Annotated in this window: 23 protein-coding genes and 1 tRNA gene; 12 read left to right on the forward strand and 12 right to left on the reverse strand. The window is 70.1% G+C overall.

The annotated features are described in order from the left end of the window. The first annotated feature begins 47 nt into the window (after positions 1–47). From ACTOWL_RS09915 to ACTOWL_RS09930, 4 genes are all read left to right on the forward strand, one after another. Complete coding sequence (locus ACTOWL_RS09915) at positions 48–1,901, forward strand: ABC transporter ATP-binding protein/permease (RefSeq protein WP_441321057.1); 1,854 nt, start codon at positions 48–50, stop codon at positions 1,899–1,901. Then, on the forward strand, positions 1,898–3,190 hold the full coding sequence (locus tag ACTOWL_RS09920) for a glucoamylase family protein (RefSeq protein ID WP_441321058.1): 1,293 nt from the start codon (positions 1,898–1,900) through the stop codon (positions 3,188–3,190). The genes ACTOWL_RS09915 and ACTOWL_RS09920 overlap by 4 nt, the downstream gene beginning before the upstream one ends. A 67-nt stretch (positions 3,191–3,257) precedes the next feature. Then, a complete protein-coding gene (locus ACTOWL_RS09925; RefSeq protein WP_441321059.1) occupies positions 3,258–3,482 on the forward strand; it encodes a hypothetical protein in 225 nt (74 codons plus the stop codon). After that, positions 3,479–4,897, forward strand: a complete 1,419-nt coding sequence (locus ACTOWL_RS09930; protein WP_441321060.1) for a glycoside hydrolase family 15 protein — start codon at positions 3,479–3,481, stop codon at positions 4,895–4,897. Before ACTOWL_RS09925 ends, ACTOWL_RS09930 begins: the two co-directional genes overlap by 4 nt. A gap of 8 nt (positions 4,898–4,905) precedes the next feature. On the opposite strand, the gene mgrA is transcribed toward ACTOWL_RS09930, so the two are convergent. Then, positions 4,906–5,949 carry an L-glyceraldehyde 3-phosphate reductase gene (gene mgrA / locus ACTOWL_RS09935; RefSeq protein WP_441321061.1) on the reverse strand — a complete coding sequence of 348 codons (1,044 nt, stop codon included), beginning with the start codon at positions 5,947–5,949 and terminating at the stop codon, positions 4,906–4,908. A gap of 33 nt (positions 5,950–5,982) precedes the next feature. Further along, positions 5,983–6,462 carry a hypothetical protein gene (locus ACTOWL_RS09940; RefSeq protein ID WP_441321062.1) on the reverse strand — a complete coding sequence of 160 codons (480 nt, stop codon included), beginning with the start codon at positions 6,460–6,462 and terminating at the stop codon, positions 5,983–5,985. A 247-nt stretch (positions 6,463–6,709) separates the two neighbouring features. On the opposite strand from ACTOWL_RS09940, the gene ACTOWL_RS09945 reads away from it, so the two are divergent. Then, positions 6,710–6,886, forward strand: coding sequence for a hypothetical protein (locus tag ACTOWL_RS09945; protein ID WP_380304295.1), 177 nt, complete (start codon positions 6,710–6,712; stop codon positions 6,884–6,886). 100 nt (positions 6,887–6,986) lie between these two features. Here ACTOWL_RS09945 and ACTOWL_RS09950 read toward each other — a convergent pair whose 3' ends face one another. From ACTOWL_RS09950 to ACTOWL_RS09975, 6 genes are read right to left on the reverse strand one after another with little or no spacing between them, the layout of a single operon-like run. Then, positions 6,987–7,748, reverse strand: coding sequence for an MBL fold metallo-hydrolase (locus ACTOWL_RS09950; RefSeq protein WP_441321063.1), 762 nt, complete (start codon positions 7,746–7,748; stop codon positions 6,987–6,989). Between the two features lie 3 nt (positions 7,749–7,751). Next, positions 7,752–8,546 carry a TatD family hydrolase gene (locus ACTOWL_RS09955; RefSeq protein ID WP_441321064.1) on the reverse strand — a complete coding sequence of 265 codons (795 nt, stop codon included), beginning with the start codon at positions 8,544–8,546 and terminating at the stop codon, positions 7,752–7,754. Further along, entirely contained in the window at positions 8,546–10,099 is a 1,554-nt protein-coding gene (metG, locus tag ACTOWL_RS09960) for a methionine--tRNA ligase (protein ID WP_441321065.1), read from the reverse strand. The genes ACTOWL_RS09955 and metG overlap by 1 nt, the downstream gene beginning before the upstream one ends. Positions 10,100–10,128: 29 nt before the next feature. Next, the gene (locus ACTOWL_RS09965) at positions 10,129–11,205 is read right to left on the reverse strand and encodes a DNA polymerase III subunit delta' (RefSeq protein ID WP_441321066.1); all 1,077 of its coding nucleotides are present in this window, start codon (positions 11,203–11,205) and stop codon (positions 10,129–10,131) included. Beyond that, a complete protein-coding gene (gene tmk / locus ACTOWL_RS09970) occupies positions 11,202–11,840 on the reverse strand; it encodes a dTMP kinase (protein ID WP_441321067.1) in 639 nt (212 codons plus the stop codon). Before tmk ends, ACTOWL_RS09965 begins: the two co-directional genes overlap by 4 nt. A gap of 48 nt (positions 11,841–11,888) precedes the next feature. Further along, a complete protein-coding gene (locus ACTOWL_RS09975) occupies positions 11,889–12,599 on the reverse strand; it encodes a septal ring lytic transglycosylase RlpA family protein (protein ID WP_441321068.1) in 711 nt (236 codons plus the stop codon). Positions 12,600–13,150: 551 nt separating this feature from the next. Here ACTOWL_RS09975 and ACTOWL_RS09980 point away from each other — a divergent pair. The 3 genes from ACTOWL_RS09980 to ACTOWL_RS09990 all read left to right on the forward strand — a co-directional run bounded on the left by ACTOWL_RS09980 (position 13,151) and on the right by ACTOWL_RS09990 (position 14,048). Continuing rightward, a tRNA-Ser gene (locus tag ACTOWL_RS09980) sits at positions 13,151–13,240 on the forward strand. Positions 13,241–13,264: 24 nt separating this feature from the next. Continuing rightward, the gene (locus ACTOWL_RS09985) at positions 13,265–13,654 is read left to right on the forward strand and encodes a hypothetical protein (RefSeq protein ID WP_441321069.1); all 390 of its coding nucleotides are present in this window, start codon (positions 13,265–13,267) and stop codon (positions 13,652–13,654) included. A gap of 19 nt (positions 13,655–13,673) precedes the next feature. Next, a complete protein-coding gene (locus ACTOWL_RS09990; RefSeq protein WP_441321070.1) occupies positions 13,674–14,048 on the forward strand; it encodes a DUF4180 domain-containing protein in 375 nt (124 codons plus the stop codon). Position 14,049: 1 nt separating this feature from the next. Here ACTOWL_RS09990 and ACTOWL_RS09995 read toward each other — a convergent pair whose 3' ends face one another. The 4 genes from ACTOWL_RS09995 to ACTOWL_RS10010 form a co-directional block, all read right to left on the reverse strand. Then, positions 14,050–14,868, reverse strand: a complete 819-nt coding sequence (locus ACTOWL_RS09995; RefSeq protein WP_441321071.1) for an isocitrate lyase/PEP mutase family protein — start codon at positions 14,866–14,868, stop codon at positions 14,050–14,052. A 26-nt stretch (positions 14,869–14,894) separates the two neighbouring features. Then, a complete protein-coding gene (locus ACTOWL_RS10000) occupies positions 14,895–15,428 on the reverse strand; it encodes a methylated-DNA--[protein]-cysteine S-methyltransferase (protein WP_441321072.1) in 534 nt (177 codons plus the stop codon). Further along, on the reverse strand, positions 15,421–16,926 hold the full coding sequence (locus tag ACTOWL_RS10005) for an AlkA N-terminal domain-containing protein (protein WP_441321073.1): 1,506 nt from the start codon (positions 16,924–16,926) through the stop codon (positions 15,421–15,423). The genes ACTOWL_RS10000 and ACTOWL_RS10005 overlap by 8 nt, the downstream gene beginning before the upstream one ends. Positions 16,927–16,994: 68 nt before the next feature. Then, positions 16,995–17,921 (reverse strand): LysR substrate-binding domain-containing protein, encoded by a 927-nt coding sequence (locus ACTOWL_RS10010; RefSeq protein ID WP_441321074.1) that lies wholly within the window; start codon positions 17,919–17,921, stop codon positions 16,995–16,997. A 92-nt stretch (positions 17,922–18,013) separates the two neighbouring features. Here ACTOWL_RS10010 and ACTOWL_RS10015 point away from each other — a divergent pair, with 92 nt between their 5' ends. The 4 genes from ACTOWL_RS10015 to ACTOWL_RS10030 all read left to right on the forward strand — a co-directional run bounded on the left by ACTOWL_RS10015 (position 18,014) and on the right by ACTOWL_RS10030 (position 23,982). Then, positions 18,014–20,053 carry an oxidoreductase gene (locus ACTOWL_RS10015; protein ID WP_441321075.1) on the forward strand — a complete coding sequence of 680 codons (2,040 nt, stop codon included), beginning with the start codon at positions 18,014–18,016 and terminating at the stop codon, positions 20,051–20,053. Continuing rightward, positions 20,053–20,997 (forward strand): ornithine cyclodeaminase family protein, encoded by a 945-nt coding sequence (locus ACTOWL_RS10020; protein ID WP_441321076.1) that lies wholly within the window; start codon positions 20,053–20,055, stop codon positions 20,995–20,997. The genes ACTOWL_RS10015 and ACTOWL_RS10020 overlap by 1 nt, the downstream gene beginning before the upstream one ends. A gap of 83 nt (positions 20,998–21,080) precedes the next feature. After that, on the forward strand, positions 21,081–22,265 hold the full coding sequence (locus tag ACTOWL_RS10025; protein WP_441321077.1) for a mandelate racemase/muconate lactonizing enzyme family protein: 1,185 nt from the start codon (positions 21,081–21,083) through the stop codon (positions 22,263–22,265). Positions 22,266–22,356: 91 nt separating this feature from the next. Next, positions 22,357–23,982: an ABC transporter substrate-binding protein gene (locus tag ACTOWL_RS10030; protein WP_441321078.1), complete on the forward strand. Its 1,626-nt coding sequence runs from the start codon at positions 22,357–22,359 to the stop codon at positions 23,980–23,982. Positions 23,983–24,102: the final 120 nt, after the last annotated feature.

Genomic DNA, 24,102 nt, shown 5'->3' on the forward strand with positions numbered 1-24,102 from the left:
GCATCCCGAAGGGGAGCGCAAGAAGCGGTAGGGATCGGACAGGTTCAATGGCACAGGCGCCCGAGGCGTCGCAAACGGCTGCTGGTCAAGAGCACTCGATCGTCAGCCAGACTCTCCTCTCTCAGCTCCTGACCCTGTTCCGGACGCTGCGGGCGTCGCCCGACTGGAAGCGCATCCTCGGTCTCATTGCCGGCGTCGTCGTCGTCATCGCCCTGACCGCGGGGGCGCAGATCCGGCTGAATGCCTGGAACCAGCCCTTCTATGACGCGCTGGCGCAGAAGAGCCTGAGCGGATTCCTGCACCAGCTGGTGGTCTTCGTCTTCATCGCCGGCGTGCTGCTGACGCTCAATGTCGCCCAGGCCTGGCTCAACCAGTCGCTCAAGGTGCGGCTGCGGGCCGGGCTGACCCGCGACCTGTTCGGCGAGTGGCTGAAGCCGAAGCGCGCCTTCCGCCTGGCCGGTGCCGGCGAGATCGGCGAGAACCCGGACCAGCGCATCCATGAGGACGCGCGCCACCTGACCGAGCTGTCGACCGATCTCGGCATCGGCCTGCTGCAATCGACCCTGCTGCTGATCAGCTTCGTCGGCGTGCTGTGGATCCTGTCCCAGGGCATCGCCCTCAAGATCGACGGCATGCCGATCTCGATCCCCGGCTACATGGTCTGGTGCGCCCTGCTCTACGCCGCCGCCGCCTCCTGGGTGAGCTTTCGCGTCGGCCGGCCGCTGATCAACATCAACGCCGAGCGCTATGCCCGCGAGGCTGACCTGCGCGCGGCCCTGGTCCGGGTCAACGAGCATGTCGACGGCATCACCCTCGACAGCGGCGAGGCGGACGAGCGCCGGCGCCTGGACGGCGATCTCGACCGGATCATCGCGGTGATGCTGCGCTATGTCCGCGCCGTCACCAACTTGACCTGGATCACCGCCGGCTATGGCTGGTTCACCATCGTCGCGCCGATCCTGGTCGCCTCGCCCGGCTATTTCGGCGGCGACCTGACCTTCGGCGAGCTGATGGTGGCGGTCGGCGCCTTCGTGCAGGTGCAGCAGGCGCTGCGGTGGTTCGTCGACAACTTCAGCAACCTGGCCGACTGGCGGGCGACGCTGCTGCGCGTGATGAGCTTCCGCGAGACCCTGGTGACGCTCGAGAACCTGAACGGCGAGCCGCGCAAGATCGAGATCGCCGAAGGCGCCGGCGACACGCTGGGCTTCGAGAAGCTGGGCGTGCTGTCGGCCGGCGGCCTGGCGGTGCTGGACGACGAGCAGGTCGAGATCCGGCCGGGCGAGCACGTCCTGATCGTCGGCCGCACCGGCGGCGGCAAGAGCACGCTGTTCCGCGCCTTCGCCGGGCTGTGGCCCTGGGGCACCGGCCGCATCCTGATGCCGCCCCAGGCCCGCACCATGTTCCTGCCGCAGCGGCCCTACCTGCCGCCCGGCAGCCTGCGCGCCGCCCTGACCTACCCGCTGGATTCGGCCAGCTTCACCGATGATGAGATCTGCGCCACGCTGCGCCGCACCGAGATGGGGCACCACGAGATCTCGCTCGACCAGGTCAGGAACTGGGACAAGGAGCTGACCAGCGACGAGCTGCAGACCCTGACCTTCGCCCGGCTGCTGCTGCACAAGCCGCAATGGGTGTTCATCGACGAGATGGTCGACTCCCTGGACGAGGAGCGGCGGAAGACCGCGATGTCGATCTTCGAGCACGAGCTGCCGGAGACGGCGGTGATCACCATCGCCCGACGTGAGGTCAAGAACGGCTTCTACACCCGCGTCCTGAAGCTGCACCTGACCGACGAGGTCACCGGCGAGCGCCGGATCCCGATCGGCCGGCCGCCGCGGCGGGCCATCCCCTCCTCCGCCGGCTTCGCCCCCCTGCTCCACCACCGAGACCCGATGGAATGACCAAACGACCGGCACCGGCCCGCCGCGCTTCCAAGAAGGGCGCCGCGGCGCTGTCGGACGACGCCCTGCTCGACCTCGTGCAGCGCCAGACCTTCCAGTTCTTCTGGGAGGCGGCGCATCCGGTCAGCGGCATGATCCCCGACCGTACCGACCGCGCCGGCAAGGCGCCGAACGACTGGGTCACGACCGGCGGCTCCGGCTTCGGCATCATGGCCATCATCGTCGCGGCAGAACGCGGCTGGATCGCGCGCGCGGCCGCGGTCGAGAGGCTCATGACCATCGTCCGCCACCTGGAGCACACCACCTCGCATCACGGCGTGTTTCCGCATTTCCTCGACGGCCGCACCGGCGCCACGGTGTCGTTCAGCCGCAAGGATGACGGCGGCGACCTGGTCGAGACCGCCTTCCTGTTCCAGGGCCTGCTGACCGCCCGCCGCTATTTCGACCGCGACGCCGCCGACGAGACCGAGCTGCGCAACCATATCGGCTGGCTGTGGAACGAGACCGAGTGGAGCTGGTACACGCGCGGCGGGCTGAACGTGCTGTTCTGGCACTGGGGCGCCAACAACGGCTGGGGCATGGGCCACGAGATCCGCGGCTGGAACGAGTGCCTGATCGCCTATGTCATCGCCGCGGCCTCGCCGCGCTACGCCATCGACGCCGAGGTCTATCATCGCGGCTGGGCCGTCGGCCGGTACTTCCTCAGCCAGCGCCGCTACTACGACATCGAGTTGCCGCTAGGCATGCCTTATGGCGGGCCGCTGTTCTTCAGCCACTACTCCTTCCTCGGCCTCGACCCGCGCGGGCTGAAGGACCAGTACGCCGACTACTGGGAGCAGAACCGCCGACACACGCTGATCAACCACGAGCACTGTGTCCGCAACCCGAACGGCTTCAAGGGCTACGGGCCGGATTGCTGGGGCCTGACCGCCAGCGATACCCCGGGCGGCTATTCGGCGCATGCCCCGGACAACGACCTCGGCGTCATCACCCCGACCGCGGCCCTGTCGGCCATGCCCTACGCGCCCGAGCAGTCGATGCGGGCGCTGCGGCATTTCTACGAGAAGCTCGGCGACCGGATCTGGGACAGATACGGCTTCGTCGACGCCTTCTCCGAGCAGGCGAATTGGGTGGCCGACACCTATCTGGCGATCGACCAGGGCCCGATCGTGGTGATGATCGAGAATTTCCGCAGCGGGCTGTTGTGGCGGCTGTTCATGGGCGATCCGGACGTCCAGCGCGGCCTGCGCAACCTCGGTTTCCAGAGTCCGCATCTGGACAAGCGGTGATGGGCGGCGGGCAGTCTCTCCCTGCCGTCGTCGCCCTGCTTTCGGAATTTCTGCTACACTGATCGCCATGAACGAGAAGACCGAAAACCTCGTCCTCGAACACCTCCGGCATCTCCGCGCCGGCATGGACCGCGTGGTTGATCGCCTGGACGACCTGACCGCCCGTGTCGGGCGGCTCGAGGTCAACACCGCGCGTGTCGAAGTCGTTCTGGCCGAGCATTCCGTTCGCTTCGACAAGATCGAGAAACGGCTCGACCGGATCGAGACCCGGCTCGGCCTGATCGAGGCTTGAGCCCCTCCGGAAACACCGCTTTTGCCGGGTGGCTCGACCGACAATACGCGGTCGCCGCCCGCAACCTGACGCTCGGCGTCTCCGCCACCCACCTGGTGAAGGAACGGCCGCCCTTTCGCCAGCGCATCGTGCCGCGGCCGGGATCGGTCGTGGCCTCGGCGGTGATGGGCGCCTACGACCCGGACCCGGACTATTTCTTCCACTGGTTCCGGGATTCGGCGCTGGTGATGGATGCCCTCCGCATCCTGGTGGCGGACGGCACACGGCCGGCGGCGGATGCCGGCCACATCCGCGACTTCATCCGCTTCAGCCTCGGCCTGCGCGGCCTGACCGGCGCCGCGGTGCTGGCCAAGGGCGATCCGCGCCGGGGCGTCGACCCGGATTTCGTGCAGCATGTCCGGTCCGAGGCCGATCTGCGCGGCGTCGCCGGCGACCGGATCTGGGGCGAGGTCCGGGTCAACCCGGACAGCACGCTGGACACGCTGAACTGGTCGCGGCCGCAGCATGACGGGTCGGCGCTGCAGGCCCTGACCCTGCTGCGCTGCCTGGAGGACGGGGTGCTGGAGCCGGGCATCCGGGACGAGGCGGCCGGGCTGCTGCGCATCGATCTGGACTTCGTCCTGGCGCATCACGCCGAGCCCAGCTTCGAGATCTGGGAAGACAGCCTCGGCCATGACTACTACACGGGCGTGGTGCAATGCGCCGCGCTGCGCCAGGGCGCGGAGTGGCTGGAGGCGCAGGGCGACGCCGAGACTGCCGGGCGATGCCGGGAGGCCGCCACGGCGCTCGCGGCGGCCGCGGACAGCCACTGGCGGGCCGGCGCCTATGCCAGCCTGCTGCCGGCCGCCTCCGGCACGCCGGGCCGCGACCTCGACATCGCCGTGATCCTCGGCGTGCTGCATGCCGGGCTGCCCTCGGGGCCGCACAGCGTGCTCGATCCAAGTGCCCAGGCGACGCTCGCCGCGCTGGAGGATCTCTTTGCCGGCCTGTTCCCGATCAACGCCGGACGGCGGCCGGCCCCCGCGCTGGGCCGCTACCGCGAGGATCGCTACTACGGCGGCGGCGCCTGGTACATCGCGACCCTGGCGGCGGCGGAGTTCCATTACCGCCTGGCCGCGGCGCTGGCGGGCGGCGCCACCTTCGCCCTGACAGCCGAGAACCGCGGCTTCGTCGCCCGGGCGCTGGGCGCCGAGCCGGGGGCGGACGATCACCGGCGCCTGGCCGCTGCGTTCCGGAGCCGCGGCGACGCCTTCCTGGCCACGGTCCAGGCCTTCACCCCGGCCGATGGCGCCCTGTCGGAACAGTTCGACCGCGCCACCGGCGTCCAGACCTCAGCCAAGCATCTGGGCTGGAGCTATGCCGGCTTCATCACCACGATGGATGCGCGCCGGCGTGCGCTGAGGCACGCCGGCTGATCCGCTCCCTACCCAGCCGCCTTGGCGGTCGAGGAGGCGCGCCACAGGTCGATGCCGCCGTCAAGGGCGTGGCGGTCGAGCTCGGCCAGCTCCTCGGCGGTCAGCGGCGCGCCCTTCAGCGCGTCGAGGCTGTCGTCGAGTTGGGCCACCGAGCGGGCGCCGATCAAGGCCGAGGTGACGCGCGGGTCGCGCAGCACCCAGGTCAGCGCCATCTGCGCCAGGGTCTGGCCGCGGCGCTTGGCGATTTCGTTCAGCGCCCGGATGCGGACGATGTTGCCCTCCGACAGCAGCTTCGACTGCAGCGAACGGCCGCGCTTGGCCCGCGAATCCTCCGGCACGCCGTCCAGGTACTTCGAGGTCAGCATGCCCTGCGCCAGCGGCGAGAAGGCGATGCAGCCGATGCCGAGCTCCTCCAGCGTGTCAAGCAGCCCATCTTCGACCCAGCGGTTGAGCATCGAGTAGGACGGCTGGTGGATCAGGCAGGGCGTGCCGAGATCCTTGAGGATCGCCGCGGCCTGGCGGGTCGCCTCCGGCGAGTAGGAGGAGATGCCGACATAGAGCGCCTTGCCCTGGCGCACGACATGGTCGAGCGCGCCCATCGTCTCCTCCAGCGGCGTCTCGGGGTCGAGCCGGTGCGAGTAGAAGATGTCGACATAGTCGAGCCCCATGCGCTTGAGGCTCTGGTCCAGGCTGGCGACCAGGTATTTGCGCGAGCCGAAATTGCCGTAGGGCCCCGGCCACATGTCGTAGCCGGCCTTGGTCGAGATCAGCAGCTCGTCGCGGTAGGGCCGGAAATCGGCGGCGAAGATGCGGCCGAAATTCTCCTCGGCCGAGCCGTAGGGCGGTCCGTAGTTGTTGGCCAGGTCGAAATGGGTGACGCCGCGGTCGAAGGCGCGGCGCAGCACGGCGCGGCCGGTCTCGACATGGTCGACCCCGCCGAAGTTCTGCCACAGGCCGAGCGAGATCTCCGGCAGTTGCAGCCCGCTGCGGCCGGAGCGGCGGAATCGGGCGGTCTCGTAGCGCGCCGTATCGGCGGTCCAGGGCGTCTGCATAACTGTTTCCGTCCTACCTATCGTGTGTTGTCGTCAGGCGACCGGCTGGGCGCATTGCCCGGTGCCGACGATCGCGGTCTTCGCCGCATCGGCGTCCTGCGGCGCGCTGTCCTGCAGGAAGAAGACCTCGTTGTTCTGGTTGAAGGCTTTCAGCTCGCGCCCGTCGGCGTCCGCGATCGTGCCGGTGTGGTTGACCGGGTGCTGGCGGCGGCCGCCCTCCGGGGTCTCGACGACCAGGAAGCCGCACAGCTCATAGCGCACCGTCCGCCCGGCCGGCACCTTGACCTGCAGCTCGGCGATCGGGTCGTCCTTGGTGACGTGGAGGACGCCGACGGTGCGGCCGTCGATGCCGACGGCGATCAGCTCCTCGATCTGGTCGGGCCCGAGTTCGTCGGTGATGCGGAAGCGGTGGTCCTTCGGGCCGGCGCCGGCCGGGGCCGCGGCGAACAGGCCGATCAGCAGCGCCAGGGCCGCGGCGCGCCAAAGTCGAAATCTGCGTGTCGATGGCTGCACGGCGCCCTCTCCGTCCCCGTCCCTTGGTCGCAAGGGAGCGACCGTAGCGCGAGGGCGGGCGACATACCAGCTTGCACGATGGCCCCCGGATCGGTTAGGCCAACGCTTCCGCGGATGCGGCGCGGCCCGGGCCGTGCCCATGGCATCCCTCCGAAAACCCAGTGTAGGGTCAGTTATGCGTTCTTTTGACGGACAGCGGTCCGACGGCGCCCCGATTCGCCGGAACCGCGAGGAAAAGCAGAAGCAGTTGCAGGAGCTGGAGCAGAAGCGCGCCCATCTCGGCATCCACACCTCGAAGACGCTGCGGGATGCCATGGACCGCAAGATCGCCGAGCTGAAGACCGAGCTGGCGCTGGCCGAGCGCGCCGCCGCGAACCAGGCCGCCAACCCGGCCCCGCAGCCGCGCCGGCCGCCGCGCCGCTGAGCTACCGCCGTAGGTTGGGTTCGCATTTGCGAACCCAACATTTGTCCCTCGCATCGCGATGTTGGGTTCGCCGAGGCGAACCCAACCTACGGGCTCCGCCTCAGCCGATCTCGATCACCAGCCCGTCATGGGCCGGCCGGACATGGCCCGGCAACTGCCGGCAGAGCCAGTCATAGTCCATCTGGTGGTTCATATGGGTCAGCCAGGCCTGCTTCGGCTTGAGCCGCTCGATCCACTCCACCGTCAGCGCCAGATGGGCGTGCGAGACATGCGGCTCCGGCCGGGTCGCATCGACCATCCACAGATCCACCCCCTCCAACGCCGCCCAGGCGCGGTCGTCGAGGCGGACGACATCGGTCGAATAGGCGAAGCGGCCGAAGCGGTAGCCCATCGAGACGCTGCGGCCGTGGTCCTGCTCGAAGGGCAGGATGTCGATGTCGCCGACCCGGAACGGCCCGTCCAGCAGATGCGGCACCAGGAACGGGTGGTAGAAACCGCGGTCCATCTCGACCGAGGTCATGGTGTAGCCGAAACGCTCCTCCAACTCCTGCCGCACCGCCGAATCCATATAGGCGTTGATCGGCTGCTTGAAGGCCAGCGGCCGCAGGTCGTCGATGCCGTGGATGTGGTCGGCATGGGCGTGGGTGTAGAGCAACGCGTCGACCCGCTTGACGTCGTGGTCCAGCAGCTGATCGCGCAGGTCGGGCGAGGTGTCGATCAGGATGGTGGTGCTGTCGCTCTGCACCAGGATCGACGGGCGCCGCCGACGGTTGCGCGGGTTGGCGGGGTCGCAGGTCCCCCAGATGCCGCCGACCATGGGCACCCCCATCGAACCGCCGCAGCCGAGCACCGTCACACGCATCGCTCAGGCCTCTTGCTTTGGAATCTTTGTAAACAGACTGAAGAAGTTGTCGCTCGTTCTTCGAGCGAAATCGGAACCTGACAACCCGTGCAGCTCGGCCACCCGCTGAGCGGTGTGGGCGACGAAGGCCGGCTCGTTGCGCTTGCCGCGCTTCGGCACCGGCGCCAGGTACGGGGCATCGGTCTCGACCAGGATACGCTCGAGCGGCAGGTCCTTCGCCGTGGCGCGGATGTCCTCGGACCGGTTGAAGGTCACGATCCCGGACAGGGAGATGTGAAGTCCGAGTTTCACTGATTCTTCAGCGAGTTGCCGCGTTCCGCTGAAGCAATGGATGATACCGCGCAGCGGCGGCCGGTCGCCGCCCTGCCCTTCCTCTTCGAGGATCCGCAGCGTGTCGGCCTCGGCCTCGCGGGTGTGGACGATCACCGGCAGGTCGGCGATCCGCGCCGCCCGGATGTGGCGCCGGAAGCTCTCCTGCTGGGCCTCGGCCGGGCTGAGGCCGTAATGATAGTCGATGCCGGTCTCGCCGATGCCGACCATCTTCGGATGCGCGACGAGGGCGAGGATCCCTTCGACCGTGAGATCGGTGAAATCCTTCGCCTCATGCGGATGCACCCCGGCCGCGCCGTAGAGCATCGGGAACCGCTCGACCAGGGCGATCGTGGCCGGCAGCCGGTCCGGCCGGGTGCAGATGGTCAGCATGCAGCCGACCCCGGCCGCCCGGGCACGGCCGACCACGTCGTCGATCTCCGCCGCGAAATCCGGGAAGTCGAGATGGCAGTGGCTGTCGACCAGCATCAAGCCTCGGCCTCCGGCTCGACATAGCGCGGGAACACGCCCTGCGGCGCCGGCAGCGTCGTGCCGGGCACCAGCGCGTGGCCGTCGCCGACCCGGTCGAAGCCGCGGGCATCGGCGGCCACGGCCAGCTGATCGAGCATCTTGGCCATCGACTGCGGCATCACCGGCTGCATCAGGATCGACAGGCGCCGCACCGTCTCGGCCAGCACCCACAGCACCGTGGCCATCCGCGCCGGGTCGGACTTGCGCAGCGTCCAGGGCGCCTGCTCGTCGACATAGCGGTTGGCCTCGCCGACCACGGCCCAGACCGCGTCGAGGCCGCGGTGGAAGGCCTGGACGTCGAACTCGCGCCGCAGCGTCTCCAGCAACGCCGGCGCCTGGGCCAGCAGGGCGCGGTCCTCGTCGGTCAGGCTGCCGGGCTGGGGCACCTGGCCGTCGCAGTTCTTGCCGATCATCGACAGCACGCGCTGGGCCAGGTTGCCGAAGCCGTTGGCCAGCTCGCCATTGGTGCGCTGGACCATGCCGCGGCGCGAGAAGTCGCCGTCCTGGCCGAACGAGACCTCGCGCAGCAGGAAATAGCGCACCGGGTCGAGCCCGTAGGTCTCGATCAGCTCCAGCGGGTCGATCACGTTGCCGAGCGACTTCGAGATCTTCTGGCCTTCGTTGGTCCACCAGCCATGGGCGAAGACCCGCTTCGTCACCGGCAGCCCGGCCGACATCAGGAAGGCCGGCCAGTACAGCGCGTGGAAGCGCAGGATGTCCTTGCCGACCATGTGCAGATCGGCCGGCCACCAATGCTTGAAGCTGTCCGAGTCCACGTCGGGATAGCCGACGGCGGTGAGGTAGTTGGTCAGCGCGTCGACCCACACATACATGATGTGCGCCTCGTCGCCCGGCACCTTCACCCCCCAGTTGAAGGTGGTGCGGCTGATCGACAGGTCGCGCAAGCCCGCCTTGACGAAGGCGATCACCTCGTTGCGGCGGGACTCCGGCGCGATGAAGTCGGGATTGGCCTCGTAGAAGGCCAGCAGCCGGTCGCCCCAGGCGGAGAGGCGGAAGAAGTAGCTCGGCTCCTCCACCCACTCGCATTCGGCGCCGGTCGGGGCGATGCGCTTGCCGTCGACGACGGTCAGCTCGTCCTCGCCGTAGAACGCCTCGTCACGCACCGAGTACCAGCCGGCATAGCCGCCGAGATAGATGTCGCCATTGGCCTTCATCGCCTCCCAGATCGCCTGCGACGCCTTGATGTGGCGCGGCTCGGTGGTGCGGATGAAGTCGTCATTGCTGAAGTTCATCGCCGCGGCCAGGTCGCGGAAGTTCTGGCTGACGCGGTCGGTGAAGGCCTGCGGGTCCACCCCGGCCGCTTCGGCCGCCTTCTGCACCTTCTGGCCGTGCTCGTCGGTGCCGGTCAGGAAATGGACGTCAAAGCCGTCCAGCTGCTTGAACCGGGCCAGCACGTCGCAGGCCAGCGTGGTGTAGGCGTGGCCGATATGCGGCTTGTCGTTGACGTAGTAGATCGGGGTGGTGATGTAGAATGTCTTCGGCGCCGGCATCGCGGCCTCTTTCCGTGCTATGGCGGCGGTCAGCCGTTGCAGGCGCGCTCGATACCGATGAACGCCTGCAGGAGAACCTGCTTCCGATCGAGGTTGGACCCGTCCGCCTGAGCGAACAGACGGCGGGTGTTGTCCCACAGCTCCACCCAGCGATCAAGGCCGCCGGCCCGTCCCAGGGCCCCGACCACCCGCTGCATCACCGCCCCCTCGCCCGCCACGATCTCGGCCGGGGCGGTGCCGCGGGCGGCGGCGCGGGCCAGCCGCTCCATCCACCAGATCAGGAGCCCGGTGAACAGGCGCCAGCTCGATTCCGCCGCGACAGGCCCGATCCGGTCGCCCATCTTGTGCACGGCGCGGAAATCGACCCGCGGGAAGTCGTCGAGCAGACCCAGCATGTCGCGGTAGAGGCCGAGCCCGCCCTCCTCGATCAGCGACGCCGCCCGGCCGATGCTGCCCTCGGCCAGGCGGACCAGCGACGCCCGCTCCTCCGGGTCGAGCTCGGGCGCGTGCTCGGCCAGCAGCCGGTCGACGGTCGCGTCCGGCAGCGGCTCCAGCGCCAGGTGGCGGCAGCGCGAGCGGATGGTCGGCAGCAGCGCGCCGGGGTTGCCGCAGCTCAGCAGCAGGATGGCGTGGGCCGGCGGCTCCTCCAGGATCTTCAGCAGGGCGTTGGCGCCGTTGCGGTTCATCGCCTCGGCCTCGTCGACGATGACGACGCGCCAGTTGCCCTCGGCGGCGGTCAGGCGCAGGAAGGGCTCGATCCGTCGGATCTGCTCGACCGGGATCTCGCGGCTGCGGCGCTTCTTCTCCTCTTCGCCGCCGCCATTGCGCTCGATGGTCAGCAGGTCGGCATGGCCGGAAGCGGCGGCGCGGCGGAAGGTCGGGTGGTCGGCCGGGATCTCCAGGCTCTGGGCGCCGCGCGGCCCGCCGGCCAGCAGGAAGCGGCCGACCCGATGGGCGAAGGTGGCCTTGCCGATGCCGGGCGGGCCGGTGATCAGCCAGGCATGCGGCAGCCGGCCGGCGCGCAGCGCCTCGAGGAACGCGGCCTCCGCCGCCTCATGGCCCAGCAGCCGCGGATTGGCCCGGGGGGCGGGAAATTCGCCGGTCATGGCGCCTTCCCGAACTTGGCGTCGACCGCGGTGCGGATGGCGGCAGCGACCTCGTCGACCGTGCCGCCGGCATCGATCACGACGCAGCGCTCCGGCTCGGCCGCGGCGATCGCCAGGAAGCCCTCGCGCAGGCGCTGGTGCAGCGCCTTGCCCATCCGCTCATAGCGGTCCTCGCCGCCGCGGCGGGCGCCGGCGCGGGCCAGGCCGGTCTCGACCGGCACGTCGAGGATCAGGGTCAGGTCGGGCTTCAGCCCGTCGGTGGCGATCTGGAACAGGGCGTCGAGGGCATCGCGGTCCACGCCCATGCCCCAGCCCTGATAGACCATCGAGCTGTCGGCATAGCGGTCGGACACCACCCAGGCGCCGCGCTCCAGCGCCGGGCGCACGGTGACCCGCAGATGGTCGCGCCGGGCGGCGAAATGCAGCAGCGCCTCGGTGACCGGATCCCAGCGGTCGGTGTCGCCCTTGACCAGGAGGTTGCGAATCGCCTCCGCCCCCGGCGAGCCGCCGGGCTCACGCGTGGCCACGACCTCGAGGCCGCGCTTGGCGAGATCGGCGGCGAGCCGGCGGACATGGGTGCTCTTGCCCGAGCCCTCGCCGCCCTCCAGGGTGATGAACTGTCCGCGCGTGCCCAAGCGATCCGTCCTCGGTTGCGGCCTCGTCGCGCCGCGAACCGAAGGGGCTCACTCGGCGACGATGCGTGCTCCGGAATAGCCCGCGCTGGCAATCTGCTTCAAGGCGCTCGATGCGGCCTTGGGGTCGATGAAGGGGCCGATGCGCAACTCGACCGCGCCGGACGCGGCGGCGGTCGAGACCGGACCGAAGCGGCGCAGGGCGTCGAACAGCGAGGCGACCTGCTGCGGCCGGGTGGCCTTGGCGGCGGCGACGAACAGGCCGGCCGGGTTCGGCTTGGCCTCGTCCCCGGCATTGCCGACGATCTCCGGCAGCCGGTCGGGCACCCGCGGCGCCGGCGGCACGGCGATGTAGCGCGTGTCGATCAGGTCGTCGTCCTTGCCGGCCGAGGCGACCTGGCTCTTCCGCGCCTGGTCGCGCTGCTGCTGCAGCGCCTGGAAACGCTCCGCCTCCTCCAGCACCTGGATCTTGACCCGGGCCGTACCGTTGCCGCGGAAGCCCAGCAGCTCCGCGCCGCGGGCGGACATGTCGATGATCTTCGACCGCACGAACGGGCCGCGGTCGTTGATCCTGACGATCAGCGTCCGGCCGTTGTCGAGATTGGTGACCTTGACCAAGCTGGGCATCGGCAGGCTGCGATGCGCGGCGGTGACCATGCCGCTGTCGAAGCGCTCACCATTGGCAGTCTTGCGGCCGTGGAAGCCGGGCCCGTACCAGGTGGCGGTGCCGACCTGCACGGAATCGCGGTCGGTGCGCGCCACATAGCGCACACCGTTGATGGCGACGACCCCCGGATCGGCGGGGCGCGCGAGAATGGGCCGTTCGGCGATGCTCCCCTTTCCCGGCTGGGAGGGAGCGCATCCGGTGGCAAACAGCGCCACGCCGATGGCTGCAACGACGGCGAGTCCCGGGAAACGATCCGACTTCGTGCGGCTAGATCTCACGCAAAAAGAACGGCGTCCGGACCGGGGCAGGATCGGTTCGGCAGTCATGTCAACCCGTATGTCACAACATCCGGTCAATGGTCCAGCATATTCGTCCCGCCTCGCTTCGGCATATCTGAGCATGTGCTGGCCGGCCGATCGGCGGCGTTGGTCGGCGCCCAGTATTTCTGTGAATCTCCGCCTGCCCTCATAGGTTGTATTGGCGTGCAGACCGGTTTGACAGTACGGCCCGTAACCGCTTCGGTTCGCGGCGAAAACTGACAACCCACGATTTCAATTGTCGGATATTGCCGCGGTGGTCTCGGCAGCGCTGCCGATACGAAGCGGTTTGAAACCGGCGGGGCAAATCCGTATGGTGCGGCCGGTCCGGATGGGTGGCCGAGCGGTTTAAGGCACCGGTCTTGAAAACCGGCGTGGCGGCGACGTCACCGTGGGTTCGAATCCCACCCCATCCGCCAGCCTTCGGCTTTGGATGGCAGGCCATGAAGCTGGGATGGCAGCCGCGGAAGTGGCTCGAAAAGAAGGCGAAGCGGGGCGCGCGCGGCTACCCGATGGGGACGATCGCCTTCTACGGCCCCGACGACCGCCGTGCCACGAAGGTGGTCGCCAGTGTCGTCCCTGGTCCGGATACTGGCGCGACGGAGCTGCGTCGATGGTTTGCTGAAGACGGCGACGTGCGGGCGGACGAGACGATCTTCGCCGAGATCGCCGCGTTCCTGCGCGAGCATGAGGTCCATTCTGTGGCCATTGTGGATCGCATCATTGGCTGCCCTCACGAGGAGGGCATCGACTATCCGGACGGCGAACCCTGCCCGGAATGCCCCTTCTGGGCCGGTCGAAACCGCTGGACAGGTGAGCTTGAGTCGAAATGAGTTTCGTGACCATTCGCCGATGACCGAACTGCTGCACGCCGGCAGCGAGACGATCATGGCCTGCGACGCGGAGGGGCCGATGATCGATAGTCCGCAGCGCGCCGTCGACCTGATCGGCGAGGCGATGTTCGCCGGCGCCTCGGTGATCGCCCTGCCCGCCTCGCGCCTTGGGCCGGCTTTCTTCCAGCTGCGCACCGGCCTCGCCGGAGAGATCGCCCAGAAGGCGGTCAACTACTGGCTCAAGCTGGTCGTCATCGGCGACATCTCCACGCATCTCGCCGCCAGCAGCGCCCTGCGCGACTGGGTGCGGGAGGCCAATCGCGGCCGCGAGATCTGGTTCGAGCCCAGCCTGGACAGCCTGGCGGCGCGGCTCGACGGCCGCGCCGGGGTCTGACCTACCGCTCCGTCATCAGCGCGTTGATCTCCGGATACGGCATCGCCTTGCCGACCAGCGGGTCGGACACACCGTCCTGCAGGAACGACCGGGCCAGCTCGGCAATCCGGGCGAACACCGTCTGGCTGATGCCGGAGCCGGCGCTGAGGCGGCGGACGCCGAGGGCGGCGAGCTCCGCCGCACCGGGCAGCCCTGGCCGGGACATCACGTTCAGCGGCAGCGGCGCCGCGGCCGCGATCGCCTTGATCTCGTCGGGCTTGGTCGCGCCCGGCACGAAGATGCCGTCGGCGCCGGCGGCGCGGTAGCGCTCGGCCCGGGCCAGCACCTCCGCCACCTTGCCGCCCTCCGGCGCCAAGCCGCGCAGATAGACGTCGGTGCGGGCGTTGATGAACACGTCCTGGCCGCTGCGGGCGGCGGCGCGCTTGATCGCCTCGATCTTGGCGCAGAGCAGGTCCGGCGCCCCCGCCCCGTCCTCGAGGTTGATGCCGGCAGCCCCGGCGCCGATCAGCCGGGCGATCGCCTCGCCCACCGCGGCCGGGTCGTCGCTGTAGCCGCCCTCGGCGTCGACGGTCAGCGGCACCCGGATGATGCGGGCGATGTCGGCGGTGGTGGCGACCAGCAGGTCGAACGGCAGCACGTCGCCGTCCGGATAGCCATGCGCCCAGGCGACGCCGGCGCTGGTGGTGGCGATGGCCTTGGCGCCGAGGCTCTCGATTAGCCGGGCGCTGCCGGCGTCCCAGGCATTGGCGAGCAGCAGGATGCCGTCCTGGTGCAGGCGGCGGAACTGCTGCAGGGCATCGGCCTGACGGGTGGCGGTCATGAGCGGTTCTCTCCCAGGGTTTTGGTTCAGATGGCCAGGGACAGCTGCGGGCTGCCGGCGCCTTCGTGGTCCAGCAGCCAGCGCTTGCGGTCGAGGCCGCCGCCGAAGCCGACCAGCGAGCCGTCGGCGCCGATCACCCGGTGGCAGGGCACCACGATCGGGATCGGATTGGAATTGTTGGCCAGGCCGACGGCGCGCATGGCGCCGGGCTGGCCGATCCGCCGCGCGATCTCGCCATAGGACACGGTGGTGCCGCAGGCGATGCCGCGCAGCGCCGCCCACACCGCGCGCTGGAACGGGGTGCCGACGGCCTCGACCGGCAGCGTGTCGATCGCGGCGAGGTCGCCGGCGAAATAGGCCTCCAGCGCCGCGGTCAGGCCGGCGGGGTCGCGCTGCGGCGCCAGGGTGAAATCGTCGCCGCCGAGGCTGCGGGCGAGCCGGGCGCGCAGCCCCTCCTCCTCGGCCCAGTCGATGGCGCGCAGCCGGCCGGCATCGTCGGCGACGATCACCAGCTCGCCGAGCGGGCTCGGCATGCGGTCGAAGACCAGTGCCTCAGCCATGCTTCGCCCTCGCCACCGGCACGGCATCCGCGGCCCAGAGATGCTGGGCGGCATAGGCGCGCCAGGGCCGCCAGGGCTCGGCCCGCTGCAGCAGGTCGGCCGGGGTCGGCCGCACCCCGGCGCCATCGGCGGCTCCGCGCAAGAGCCCGATGTCGCTGGCCGGGAAGGCGTCGGGCTCGCGCAGGGCGCGCAGGGCGATGTATTGCGCCGTCCAGTCGCCGATGCCGCGGATCCGGCGCAGCCGGGCGATCGCCTCCTCCACCGTGCCGAAGGGGCGGAACAGGTGCGGGTCGGCGATGGCGGCCTCGGCCAGCGCGGTCAGCGTCGCCCGGCGCGACGCGGGCATGCCGAGCGCACCGAGATCCGCCGCGGCGACCCGTTGCGGCGACGGGAAAGCGCGGGACAAGGCTGGGTTCAGCCGCGCCGCCTCCGGTACCTCGGCGCCGCAGATCGACACCAGACGGCCGGCCAGCTGCCGGGCGGCGACCACGGTGACCTGCTGGCCCAGCACGGCACGCACCGCCAGCTCGAACCCGTCCCAGCCGCCGGGGGCGCGCAGCCCCGGTCGCCGCGCCACCAGCGGCGCCAGGAACGGATCCTGCGACAGATGGGCGCCGATCGTCTCGATGTCGGCGCCGACGTCGAACACGCGCCGCACCCGGGCCAGGATGCCCGGCAGGGCGCGCACCGAGGGGAAGCGCACCAGCACCGCCAGGTTGTCGCGCGCCGGCTCGTGCCGGACCTCGACGGTGCCGATCTCGTCGCCCTCGGCGACGCTGCGCCGGTAGGCGCCGCCCGCCACCTGCTCCACCCCGTCAATGGCGCGGGCCTGCAGATAGGCCAGCATCGCCGGCCAGTCATAGGGCGGGCGGTAGCGCAGCCGCAGCGTCACCCCGCCGGCGGCGACCGAATCGACCGGCAGCCCGGCCCAGGCCCGGCGGCGCAGCGCGCTGGGCGGGCGGCGGAACAGGTCGTGGAAGGTCTCGTTGAAGCGGCGGACGCTGCCGAAGCCGGCGGCCAGCGCCACCTCGGCCATCGGCATCCGCGTCTCCTGGATCATCTGCTTGGCGAACAGCACGCGCCGGGTCTGGGCCACGGCGACCGGCGTGGCCCCGAGATGCTGCCGGAACAGCCGGCGCAGTTGGCGGCCACCGACGCCGAGCCGTTCGGCCAGCGCCTCGACCCCCGCCTCGCCGCCGTCGAGCGCGCCGTCGGCGATCAGTGCCAGGCCGCGCGACACGGTGTTGGATGTGCCGCGCCAGGAGGCGAGGTCGGGCGCCGTCTCCGGCCGGCAGCGCAGGCAGGGCCGGAACCCGGCCTCCTGCGCCGCGGCGGCGGAGGCGTAGAACCGGCAGTTCTCGAACTTCGCTGTGCGGGCCGGGCACACCGGCCGGCAGTAGATGCCGGTGGAGGTCACGCCGACGAAGATTCGCCCGTCGAACCGCGGGTCGCGGGTCAGCAGGGCGCGATAGCAGGCTTCTGGATCGAGCGATTCCATGGCCCGACCATGTCACGTCCGAAGCGATCGCGCTCGCGGTTTTCGGACATGGTTGGCAGGGCGGGGAGTCACCACCCCTTCATCGCCGCGGCCTGGGCGGCCAGCCAGTCGCAGAACAGCGACAGCGGCTTGCGCAGCGTCGCGCCGCGCATGGTGACGATGTAGAAGCGCCGGCCGGTGTCGAGGTGGCGGGGAAAGGCGTCGGCCAGGCGGCCGGTCCGGATCAGGTCGTCGATGATCGGCCGCCAGCCCAGCGTCACCCCCTGCCCGTCCATCGCCGCCTGCAGCGCCACCGCATGGTCGGTGACGCGCAGCGACCGGGCCGGCCCCGGCGCCGGCAGGCCGAGGGCGGCGAACCACTCGCTCCAGGTGGCGCGGCGGCGCAGCGCATCCTCGTAATGGATCAACTGGCAGCCATACAGGTCGGCGGCGTCGCGCAGCGGGCCATGCGCCGCCAGATAGGCCGGGCTGGCGACGGCATGCACATGCTCCTCCCACAGTGGGATGGTGTCGTGGTCCGGCCATTTGCCGTCGCCGAGCCGGATCGCGACGTCGATCCCGTCGGCGCCCGGATCGGCATCGCGGTCGATGGTCTGGATCCGCAGCGGGATGGCGGGAAAGGCGGTGCGGAAGGCGGCGAAGCGCGGCAGCAGCCAATGCGCCGCCATCGAGGTCGAGACCCCGATCACGATCTCGCGCTGTGCCGCCGCCATGGACCGGCCGGTGATGTCGTCGACCGCCTGGGCGATCGCGGACAGGCTGGTGGCGACCGCGGCGTAGAGCCGCTCGCCCTCCGGCGACAGCTCCAGCCGGCGATGGTGGCGGATGAACAGGTCGAGCCCGAGCGAGGCCTCGAGCTGGCGGATGCCGTGGCTGACCGCCGACTGGGTGATCGCCAGGTCGTCCGCCGCCCTGGAGAAGCTGAGCCGCCGCGCCGACGCCTCGAACACCGCCAGGGCGTTGAGCGAGGGAAGACTGCCGCGGAGGGTTTGCATCGACTGGGCTCATGCCGGCGTGAAGGAAATTCGGTTTACCATCGGCGGACGGGCCGGAAGAGTGAAACCGTCGCAACGATCCGCCAACGGACATGTCGAACGCCGATCCCCTGCTGCAGCCGTACACGCTGCGCCACCTGACCCTGCGCAACCGCTTCATGTCGACCGCGCATGAGCCGGCCTACACCGAGGACGGCCTGCCGAAGGAGCGGTACCGGCTGTACCATGCCGAGAAGGCCAAGGGCGGCATCGCCTTGACCATGATCGGCGGCTCCTCCGTCGTCGCGCCGGACAGCCCGCAGGCCTTCGGCAACATCCTGCTCTACAAGGACGAGGTGGTGCGCTGGCTGAAGGAGCTGGCGGACGACGTGCATTCGCACGGCGCGGCCGTGATGATCCAGGTCACCCACCTCGGCCGCCGCACCAGCTGGTCGAAGGAGGACTGGCTGCCGGTCGTCGCCCCCTCCCCGGTGCGCGAGCCGGCGCATCGCGCCTTCCCCAAGGCGATGGAGGACTGGGACATCGAGCGCATCGTCGCCGCCTATGCCGACGGCGCCGAGCGGGTCCAGGCCGGCGGGCTCGACGGGATGGAGCTCGAATGCTACGGCCACCTGATCGACCAGTTCTGGTCGCCGGCCACCAACCAGCGCGACGACGAATATGGCGGCGACCTGGACAACCGGCTGCGCTTCGCCTTCCAGGTGCTGCGCGCCATCCGCGAGCGGGTCGGGCCGGGTTTCATCGTCGGCACCCGCATGGTCTGCGACGAGGACTGGGAGCGCGGCCTGTCCAAGGCCGAGGGGCTGGAGATCGCGCGCCGGCTCGTCGCCTCCGGCCTGATCGACTTCGTCAATGTCATCAAAGGCCACATCGACACCGACGAGGCGCTGTCGCATGTCATCCCCGGCATGGGGGCCCGCTCCGCCCCCCATCTCGACTTCGCCGGCGAGGTGCGGGCGGCGGCCAAGGTGCCGACCTTCCACGCCGCCCGGATCCAGGACGTCGCCACCGCCCGCCACGCGATCGAGAGCGGCAAGCTGGACATGGTCGGGATGACCCGGCCGCACATGGCCGACCCGCACATCGCCCGCAAGGTGATCGAGGGGCGCGAGGCCGAGATCCGGCCCTGCGTCGGCATGGGCTACTGCATCGACAGCATCTATGGCGGCCAGGCGGCCTGCATCCACAACGCCGCCACCGGGCGCGAGGCGACGATGCCGCATGTCGTGCCCCGCAGCACCGGGCCGCGGCGCAAGGTGGTGGTGGTCGGCGCCGGCCCGGCCGGGCTGGAGGCGGCGCGGGTGGCCGGCGAGCGCGGCCATGCCGTCACCCTGTTCGAGGCGGCGGACCAGCCGGGCGGTCAGATCCGCATCACCGCCGGCCTGCAGCGCCGGCGCGAGATCCTGGGCATCGTCGACTGGCGCATGGCCGAATGCGAGCGCCACGGCGTGGCGATGCGGTTCAACACCTATGCCGAGGCTGGCGACGTGCTGGCCGAGGCGCCTGACGTGGTGGTGGTGGCGACCGGCGGCCTGCCGAACACCGGCTTCCTCGATGCCGGCGAGGAGCTGGTGACCACCAGCTGGGACATCCTGTCCGGCGCCGCCAAGCCGGCCGAGACCGTGCTGCTGTACGACGACAACGGCGCCCATCCCGGCCTGACCGCGGCCGAGTTCATCGCCGGCGCCGGCAGCCGGCTGGAGCTGGTGACGCCGGAGCGGATGCTGGCCCCGGATGTCGGCGGCACCAGCTATCCGGCCTATTTCCGCGCCTTCTCCGAGCATGGCGTGCAGGTCACCATCAACCTGCGGCTGGAGAGCGTGCGGCGCGACGGCAACCGGCTGGTCGCCAGCTTCCGCGACGAATACGGCCGGCGCACGGTGGAGAAGCGGGCCGACCAGGTGGTGGTCGAGCACGGCACCCTGCCGCTCGACGAGCTGTATTTCGCGCTGAAGCCGCTGTCGTCGAACCTCGGCGCGGTCGATTACGAGGCGATGATCGCCAACCGCCCGCAGGCGGTGAGGCGCAATCCGGAGGGCCGCTTCGTGCTGTGGCGGATCGGCGACGCCGTCTCCTCCCGCAACATCCACGCCGCGGTGTACGACGCGCTGCGGCTGCTGAAGGATTTGTGATGGCGCCGATCCTCGCCATCGACGCCGATGCGTTGGAGTTCGATCCGCTGTGGCTGGTCGAACGGCTGCGCGACGGGCACCGGCAGGGGATCGGCGCGGTCGAGCGCCTGCTGCTGGAAGAGCCGGGCGCGCCCAACAGCCTGCTGACCTGGACGGCGTGGCAGCCGGGCGCGGCGCTGGGGGCGAAGCTGGCCGCGGTGTTTCCGGGCAATGAGGGGCGCGGCGCCGGACCGAACATCCGCTCCGTCGTCGTGCTGTTCGACGGGCAGGACGGCAAGCCGCAGGCGGTGATCACCGGCGAGAGCTTCACCCGCGCCAAGACCGCGGCCGATTCCGCCCTCGGTGCCGACCTGCTGGCCCGACCGGATGCCGCGACGCTGGCGGTGCTGGGCGCCGGGGCGCAGGCGGAGACGCAGATCCGCTACCTGCTGGCCGTCCGCCCCTCGATCCGGCGCGTCGTGATCTGGAACCGCACGGCGGAGAAGGCGCGAGATCTGGCGGCCGCCCTCTCCGTCCCGGGCATCGAGATCGGCGCGGTCGAGGACGCCGAGGCGGCGGTGCGGGCGGCGGACATCGTCTCCTGCGTCACCGCGTCCCGGGAGCCGGTGCTGCGCGGCGCCTGGCTGAAGCCGGGGGCGCATGTCGACCTGGTCGGATCCTTCACCCCGGAGATGCGCGAGGCTGATGACGCGGCGATGCGCCGGGCCCGCCTGTTCGTCGACACGCGCCGCTTCGCCGTCGGCCATTGCGGCGAGTTCACCCAGGCGATCGCCGCCGGCGCCATCGCCCCGGCGGATGTCGTCGCCGATCTGGCCGAACTGTGCGCCGGCGCCGCGGGCCGCCGCTCGGCCGACGAGATCACCCTGTTCAAGAATGCCGGCGGCGGCCATCTCGACCTGATGGTGGCCCGTGCCTTCCATGAGCTGGCCTCTTGCATCGATTGACCTCATGCAGGGGTGAGGAGAATTCGGTTTACGCTGCCCCGGGCGGTCGGGGACGGTTGTGACCTACGTTCCCGGAGGGCCGCATGAAGATCACCCGGATCCGGACGACCCCGGTCAACATCCCGCTCGACGCGCCGTTCCACTGGTCGGTCGGGGCCTATCCCGGCTCCTCCAAATGCATCGTCGAGGTCGAGACCGATGCCGGCATCACCGGGCTCGGCGAGGCGCCGTGGTGGCATTTCGGCCCGATCATCGAGCATGAGCTGGCGCCGCGGATCATCGGCCACGACCCGCTCGACATCGCCGCGATCGAGAGCCTGTGCCTGCCATCGATCCAGATCACCGCCAACACCGGCGAGAACGCCGTGGTGATCGCCTTCGGCGCGCTGGAGATGGCGCTGTGGGACATCCGCGGCAAGGAATGGGGCCAGCCGATCCACAAGCTGCTCGGCGGCGCGGTGCGGCAGGACATCCCGTTCACCGAGTATTTCAGCTTCCGCGAGGCCGCGGGCGCGGCCGGCGGCGAGATGTCGGCCGAGGCCATCGTCGACTATTGCCTGCGGATGCGCGAGGCGCATGGCTCCACCATGTTCGAGGGCAAGCTCAGCCTCGGCGACCCGGAGCTGGAGATCCGAACCGTCCGCAAGCTGCGCGAGGCGCTGGGGCCGGAGGCGATGATCCGGCTCGATTCCAACATGCAGTGGTCGCTGCCCACGGCGCGCCATGTGCTGCAGGCGATCGAGCCCTACAACATCCGCAACTACGAGGATCCGGTCGCGACCTTCGAGGAGATGCAGAAGCTGCGGCAGCACAGCGCCATCCCGTTCTCCTCGCATGTGCCGGACCTGCGCCGCGCCCTGGCGCTGGGCGTGCCCGACGCCTTCGTCACCAACTTCGCCGTGCATGGCGGCATTGGCCGGACGCTGCGCTTCATCGCTGGCTGCGAGGCGACGGGCGTCGATTTCTGGTGCTACAGCGGCGACACCGGCATCTGCACCGCCGCCTATCTCCAGGTCTCGGCGGCGACAGCCTGGATCCGCGAGCCGGCGCAGTCGCTGTTCCGCTGGCAGGTCGGCGACGTGATCGAGGGCGGGCCGTTCCGCCAGACCGGCAACACGGTGCGGGTGCCGGACGGGCCTGGGCTCGGCGTCACCCTCGACCGCCAGGCGCTGGACCGCTGGCACCGCCACTTCGTCGAGCACGGGCCGATGCAGCATTTCCACGACCCGTTCCGGCCGGGGCATTTCCGCCGGCTGCCGCTGAACTGACCGTACCGAAACCGGTTCATCAGGGACCGGACACCAACAACAGGGGCGCTTCATGGACGACGAGACAAGGCTTCATCCCGCGATTCCGCCGATGGCCGAGCAGCTCAAGGCCGGCCGGATCGGACGGCGCGACTTCATCCGCACCGCGGCGCTGCTGGGCATGGCGGCGCCGGCCGCCTACGCCCTGGCCGGGCGGATCACCGGCGAGGCCGCGATCCCGCAGGCCCTGGCGCAGGAGACGCCGCGCAAGGGCGGGATCCTGCGCATCGGCATGCCGGTGATGGATTGCGCCGACCCGGCGATCTACGACTGGTCGGAGAAGGGCAATGTCGGCCGGCTGATCATCGAGCCGCTGGTGTCGATCGGCACCGACGACGTCGCCCGGCCCTGGCTGGCGGAGAAATGGGAGGCCAATGACGATGTCAGCCAATGGACCTTCCATCTGCGCAAGGGCGTGAAGTGGAACAATGGCGACGACTTCAACGCTGACGACGTGATCAAGACCTTCGAGCGCTGGCTCGACAGCAAGACCGGCTCGTCCAACCAGGGCCGGTTCAGCGGCCTGACGGTGAAGGACGGCGACGCGGTCAAGATCGCGCCGAACGCGTTGGAGCGGGTCGACGACCACACCGTTCGCTTCCATCTGCAGAGCCCGATGCTGCAATTCCCGGAAAGCCTGGGCGATTATCCGGCGCTGATCACCCATCGCGACTTCGCCAAGTCCGGCGCCAACCTGATGAAGGCCCCGGTCGGCACCGGGCCGTTCCGGCTGAAGGAGGTGGCGGTGGGGTCGCGCGCCGTGTTCGAGAAGCGGCCGGCGGCGGAGTATTGGGGCGAGGAGGTCTATCTCGACGGCGTCGAGTATATCGACCTCGGCAGCGACCCGGCCGCCTGGCTGGCGGCACTGGGCTCCGGCCAGGTCGACCTGGTGAGCCAGGTGCCGGTCAACCTGCTGCCGGCGGTGCAGGGCGTGCCGGGGCTGAAGCAGTACGAGAAGCTGACGGCGGAGACCGGCGTCGCCCGCTTCCGCCTCAGCGAGCCGCCCTTCGACAAGAAGGCGGTGCGCCAGGCGATCCAGGCCTGCGTCGACCATAAGCGCCTGACCGAGCTGGCCTATCAGGGCTTCGGCACGCCCGGCGAGGATTTCCACGTCTCGCCGATCCACCCGGAATACACGCCGCTGCCGCTGCCGGCGCCGGACATCGACAAGGCCAAGAAGCTTCTCGCCGAGGCCGGCTATCCGAACGGGCTGTCGATCGAGATCAGCTGCCAGGACGCGCTGAAGCACGAGATCGACACCGCCCAGGTGCTGTCCGAGATGGTCAAGCCGGCCGGCATCGACCTCAAGGTCAACGTCCTGCCCGGCGCCACCTTCTGGGACCGCTGGACCAAATGGCCGTTCTCGGTGACGCAATGGCTGACCCGGCCGCTGGCGGTGCAGGTCCTGGCACTGGGCTACCGCAGCGGCGTCGCCTGGAACGAGACCGGCTACGCCAACCCGGAGTTCGACAAGATCCTCGACCAGGCCCAGGCGACGCTGGACCTGGAGAAGCGCAAGGTGCTGGTGCACCGGCTGGAAGAGATCATGCAGGAGGACGCGATCGCCATCATCCCGTTCTGGCTGAAGATCTTCACCGCCAGCACCGACAAGGTGCAGGGCTTCGAATACCACTTCGCCCGCGAGATGCATCTGAACAAGGTCTGGCTGGCGGGCTGAGCGAACGGCTCCGCGGCGCCTCGCCCCGCGGCGGCAAAGAGCGGCCTCGCAGATTGGGTTCGCGGAGGCGAACCCAATCTGCGCCTGACACGCAAGCGCCTCCGCCCTCTCCTGCAGGGC

This window comes from Inquilinus sp. CA228, from assembly GCF_052078665.1.
In the GTDB taxonomy this organism is placed as follows: Bacteria; Pseudomonadota; Alphaproteobacteria; order DSM-16000; family Inquilinaceae; genus Inquilinus.

Excerpts from the sequence above, each read along its gene's own strand:
- ACTOWL_RS09915 (WP_441321057.1), top strand. The coding sequence starts at position 48 with ATGGCACAGGCGCCCGAGGCGTCGCAAACGGCTGCTGGTCAAGAGCAC.
- ACTOWL_RS09920 (WP_441321058.1), top strand. The coding sequence starts at position 1,898 with ATGACCAAACGACCGGCACCGGCCCGCCGCGCTTCCAAGAAGGGCGCC.
- ACTOWL_RS09925 (WP_441321059.1), top strand. The coding sequence starts at position 3,258 with ATGAACGAGAAGACCGAAAACCTCGTCCTCGAACACCTCCGGCATCTC.
- mgrA (WP_441321061.1), bottom strand. The coding sequence starts at position 5,949 with ATGCAGACGCCCTGGACCGCCGATACGGCGCGCTACGAGACCGCCCGA.
- ACTOWL_RS09950 (WP_441321063.1), bottom strand. The coding sequence starts at position 7,748 with ATGCGTGTGACGGTGCTCGGCTGCGGCGGTTCGATGGGGGTGCCCATG.
- ACTOWL_RS09955 (WP_441321064.1), bottom strand. The coding sequence starts at position 8,546 with ATGCTGGTCGACAGCCACTGCCATCTCGACTTCCCGGATTTCGCGGCG.
- metG (WP_441321065.1), bottom strand. The coding sequence starts at position 10,099 with ATGCCGGCGCCGAAGACATTCTACATCACCACCCCGATCTACTACGTC.
- ACTOWL_RS09965 (WP_441321066.1), bottom strand. The coding sequence starts at position 11,205 with ATGACCGGCGAATTTCCCGCCCCCCGGGCCAATCCGCGGCTGCTGGGC.
- ACTOWL_RS09985 (WP_441321069.1), top strand. The coding sequence starts at position 13,265 with ATGAAGCTGGGATGGCAGCCGCGGAAGTGGCTCGAAAAGAAGGCGAAG.
- ACTOWL_RS09990 (WP_441321070.1), top strand. The coding sequence starts at position 13,674 with ATGACCGAACTGCTGCACGCCGGCAGCGAGACGATCATGGCCTGCGAC.
- ACTOWL_RS09995 (WP_441321071.1), bottom strand. The coding sequence starts at position 14,868 with ATGACCGCCACCCGTCAGGCCGATGCCCTGCAGCAGTTCCGCCGCCTG.
- ACTOWL_RS10000 (WP_441321072.1), bottom strand. The coding sequence starts at position 15,428 with ATGGCTGAGGCACTGGTCTTCGACCGCATGCCGAGCCCGCTCGGCGAG.
- ACTOWL_RS10005 (WP_441321073.1), bottom strand. The coding sequence starts at position 16,926 with ATGGAATCGCTCGATCCAGAAGCCTGCTATCGCGCCCTGCTGACCCGC.
- ACTOWL_RS10010 (WP_441321074.1), bottom strand. The coding sequence starts at position 17,921 with ATGCAAACCCTCCGCGGCAGTCTTCCCTCGCTCAACGCCCTGGCGGTG.
- ACTOWL_RS10015 (WP_441321075.1), top strand. The coding sequence starts at position 18,014 with ATGTCGAACGCCGATCCCCTGCTGCAGCCGTACACGCTGCGCCACCTG.
- ACTOWL_RS10020 (WP_441321076.1), top strand. The coding sequence starts at position 20,053 with ATGGCGCCGATCCTCGCCATCGACGCCGATGCGTTGGAGTTCGATCCG.
- ACTOWL_RS10025 (WP_441321077.1), top strand. The coding sequence starts at position 21,081 with ATGAAGATCACCCGGATCCGGACGACCCCGGTCAACATCCCGCTCGAC.
- ACTOWL_RS10030 (WP_441321078.1), top strand. The coding sequence starts at position 22,357 with ATGGCCGAGCAGCTCAAGGCCGGCCGGATCGGACGGCGCGACTTCATC.